This window comes from Actinospica durhamensis (genome assembly GCF_018139695.1).
GTDB classification, from domain to species: domain Bacteria; phylum Actinomycetota; class Actinomycetes; order Streptomycetales; family Catenulisporaceae; genus Actinospica; species Actinospica durhamensis.
This window is the reverse complement of the sequence record NZ_JAGSOG010000457.1, coordinates 1-3697: the sequence shown is the minus strand read 5'-3', so window position 1 is coordinate 3697 and position 3697 is coordinate 1. Positions and strand designations below refer to the sequence as shown.

General features: G+C 68.5%; 4 protein-coding genes. 3 read left to right on the top strand and 1 reads right to left on the bottom strand.

The genetic code is table 11. The features are described from left to right. Positions 1-227: 227 nt before the first annotated feature. The gene (locus KDL01_RS39805) at positions 228-1226 is read right to left on the bottom strand and encodes a S66 peptidase family protein (RefSeq protein ID WP_212533904.1); all 999 of its coding nucleotides are present in this window, start codon (positions 1224-1226) and stop codon (positions 228-230) included. A gap of 127 nt (positions 1227-1353) precedes the next feature. Here KDL01_RS39805 and KDL01_RS39800 point away from each other — a divergent pair, with 127 nt between their 5' ends. From KDL01_RS39800 to KDL01_RS39790, 3 genes are all read left to right on the top strand, one after another. Beyond that, positions 1354-2118 (top strand): maleylpyruvate isomerase family mycothiol-dependent enzyme, encoded by a 765-nt coding sequence (locus tag KDL01_RS39800; protein WP_212533903.1) that lies wholly within the window; start codon positions 1354-1356, stop codon positions 2116-2118. A 301-nt stretch (positions 2119-2419) separates the two neighbouring features. Continuing rightward, positions 2420-2812 (top strand): hypothetical protein, encoded by a 393-nt coding sequence (locus KDL01_RS39795; protein WP_212533902.1) that lies wholly within the window; start codon positions 2420-2422, stop codon positions 2810-2812. A 166-nt stretch (positions 2813-2978) separates the two neighbouring features. Beyond that, positions 2979-3485 (top strand): carboxymuconolactone decarboxylase family protein, encoded by a 507-nt coding sequence (locus KDL01_RS39790; protein ID WP_212533901.1) that lies wholly within the window; start codon positions 2979-2981, stop codon positions 3483-3485. Positions 3486-3697 lie beyond the last annotated feature (212 nt).

The window sequence follows — 3697 nt, the reverse complement described above, 5'->3', positions numbered from 1 at the left end:
GGGTGGGGGCTTGGTTTCCGGCGGCTGCTCTATCGCGCTCCGCGCGGCGAGGATTGGCTGCGCTACCCCTACGTACCTCGGGGACTCAACCACGCGCACTATCCGCGCAGGTCAATCCGCGCTGGCTCCTCGCTTGAACCCCACGCATCACCGCACCGCGGCGTGCTCGGAGAAGACCTCTACTCCGAGTAATCCACAGTTACTCAGCCGACCTGTCCCATCGCCACCTACGGCCGCACCGCCGGTTCGAGCAGTGACAAGGTCCGCTGCTGCGCGTCGAGGGCGACGGGGATGCCGACGGGCATCGGCAGGTTCGGGCCGGAGTGTCCGAACTCGACGTTGCCGAGTACCGGGATGTCGCGGTCGCCGAGGACGTCGAGGACGATCTCGGCGAGCGTCGGGGACGCGTCAGGTCCCTCGAGGCCGCCGATGTGGGTCGGGATGCCCACGACCATGCCGGAGATCCGATCGAGGATGCCGGCGTGCCGCATGATCTGAAGGTAGCTCCACACGTGCGAGGCCAGGCCGCCCAGCTCCTCCCAGAACAGCACCGCGCCGTCGAACCGCTCGAGCGGCATCGCGAAGGGTGTTGCCTGCGCAAGCACGATGCGGTTGATCACCCCGCCGATCAGCCGGCCTTCGGCACGGCCAGGACGCCAGCATTCCCACGACGGGGTCGTCGGCAACGCCCCGATCGCTTCCGTGCTGGTCAGTAATGTGGAGTAGAGCCGCTCGAGTTCCGCCTGACGAGCCGCCATAGCAGCCGGCCAGGACCCGCCGAAGCCGGGAACGGCCATGTCGGCGTGGAATCCGACCAGACCCGTGCGTGCATAGAGCGCCAGATGCAGCAGTGAGATATCGCTGTAGCCGAGGATCGGCTTGGGGTCGGCCCGGATCGCCTCGACGTCGATCAGGTCGAGGTAACCGAGCACCGTCTGCCCGCCGTCACTCGCGACGATCGCGCGGACCTCGGGATCACGAAGAAGACCGTTGAACTCGCGGGCGATCTCCGCCGGCGAAGCCGCACTCCACCAGCGCTGCCGCCCCACTTCGAGCAGCGGCGCCCGACGCACGCGGAACCCCATCCGCTCGAGCACGACCACCGTCTGCTCGACGTTGGGCTCGTACTCAGCGGGCAGCGGCCCCGACAGCGACGCGATGACGACGAGATCTCCGGGTCGCAGGGCACGAGGTCGAAGCAGCTGGGGCAGTATGGAACTGGTCACCGACGCAGTATCCTCACACACGCATCAGCACGCCACACCTTTATCACTCGCCACCCGGCGGCGCCGGCCCGCTCAGCCTGCGGCTTGAATCTGACCCATCCAGAGCTGCCGTGATATCCGTGGTCTCATGACGTCTGCGGCGGTGGAACTAGACCGGGTTCGGGATGCGAGTGCGCGACTGCTCGCGACGGTGTCGGGACTGGACGAGCCCGCATTGCGCGGTCCGTCGTCGCTGCCCGGGTGGTCACGGGCGCATGTGGTGGTGCACCTGGCACGGAACGCCGATGCTCAGCTGCGGATGCTCGACGGCGCGCTCCGTGGCGTGCAGGTCGAGCAGTACGCCGGGGGCGAGCAGGGCAGGGCTCAGGAGATCGAAGACGGTGTGACCGCCGACGCCGCGACGATCGTCGCAGGGCTGGAGTCGTCTGTGTCCGCGCTCGAGCAGCGGTGGGCGAGCCTGCCGGAGCATGTTTGGGATCTGGAGACGGTGACGCTGCGGTTCCGTCGCACGGTGCGCGAGGGGATCGCGGCCCGCTGGCGGGAGGTGGAGATCCACCACGTGGACCTGGGCTGCGGCTACGCGCCCGAAGATTGGCCGACGGAGTTCGTCGATGCATTCCTGGAACGCACGATCAATCGGCTGCCGACCCGGCTGCTGCACGCGACGCAGGCAACGCAGGACGCGAACCTGCGGTGGCGGCTCGTCGACCACGACACCATGCGCGTCTGGCGGGTTGATACCGCCTCGGTGCAGACCGGTGCCGGAGCCGCCGATGCGCAGGTGCGCGGGTCAGGCCGGCAGTTGCTCGCATGGCTGGTCGGACGCGGCAGCCATGGGTTGGAGGTCTCGGGAAACGCGGACCACCTGCCGGATCTGCCCGCCTACGGCTGACGGCCTTACACTCCAACGGGCGGCGCTGATCGTCTGCTCGCGGCGGTCAGGCAACTGATCCGCGCGGGTCTCGCACTATCCGGTGCGCCGGGTGGCACAGGGGGATTTTTCCATGAGTGGCGGGGCTTTTCGGCGTGTGAGCGCTGCGGCGGTGCTGGTGGCAGTGGTCGGGGCGGGCTCGGCGGGCTGCACTAGCGCCGGGAGCGCGGCCGACGCCAGTGGGGTAGACACGAGTGCGGCCCCGGTCCTGACGACCGAGGCGGCGGCGGTTTCGACCACTGCGATGGCTACGACGCCGGCTGTGCTCGGCACCACGCCGTCGCCCACCGGCAGTATCTGCCCCGACGCGCCGGGCACCGAGAGAATCGCCATGCGGAGCACTGCGACGGTTGACGGGAACTTCGCGCTCGTCGGGTTCAGGGAGATCATGCGCTGCGGTCCCGGCGTGCCGGACGACATCGAATATGAGGACACGGGCAGCCTCACCACCTTCGTGATCCCCGCTGACGCCAAGGTCACGCTGGCCGGCACCTCGGCGTCGACGCTGTACGAGGTGGGCGTGACGCAGCTGAAGGACCTGATCGCCAAGCACTCGGCACCCGGCGCGCCCTACGTCCTGTGGAGCAACTTCTTCGAGCTGACGTTGGATTCTGACGGGCGGATCACCGGCGTCATCTCGCTCTACCACCCGTGAAAGGCGTACCGGCGTACCGGTGCGACTCACGGCCGGACGTCACGCCGCTCGTCCGCCGGTCACGTCCGCCGGTTACGTCTGCCGGTTACGTCTGCCGGTTACGTTCACGCTGCGGCGGCCGTCATAGGGGTGACGCCTCGTTCCGCCTCAGGAAGGACCACCCCACATGACCACCACCGCGACCAACACGGACACCGTCTCATCGCGACTGCCCAACCCCGCCGTGCTCGTTCCGGAACTCGGAGCCATCGGCGGCGCGCTCTACAAGGCCACCGGCAACGGGTCGATTCCGCAGATCACCATCAGTCTGCTGCAGTTGCGCGCCGGCCAGATCGTCGGCAACACGTATCTCACCGCCATGCACACCAGCGGCCTGCGCAAGGCGGGCGAGCAGGAAGAGCGCATCTCCGCCGTGGCGTCCTGGCGTGACGCGCGCTGCTTCACCGGCCCCGAGCGGGTCGCGCTGGCGCTGGTGGAAGCCGTGCTCACGTCCAACCCCCACGGCGAGCGGATCTCCGACGAGCTGTACGCCGAGGCGTCCACGCACTATGACGACAAGGCACTCACCACGCTGATCCTGGCCATCGGCCAGGTCTGCTTCTTCATCCCCCTCGCCCTGATCGGCAAGCCGCTCGCCGGGGTCTCCCCCTCCGAGCAGTGGAAGCAGGAGTAAGTGGCCGCACGTCACGGGGCCGGGTGAGGTCGAAGTGAGAGCGCCTCATCCGGGCCGATGCGGCGGGACGAGAGCCTCACCAGCCCCCTCACGCCAACAAAGTCAGCCCACTAATAGTCTCGACCGGGTCGAACAGCAGTGGCTCGAAGGCCAGCTCGGCCGCGCCGACGAGGGTGGAGTCGGGGCCTAGGGCGGGGGTGACGAGGCGGACT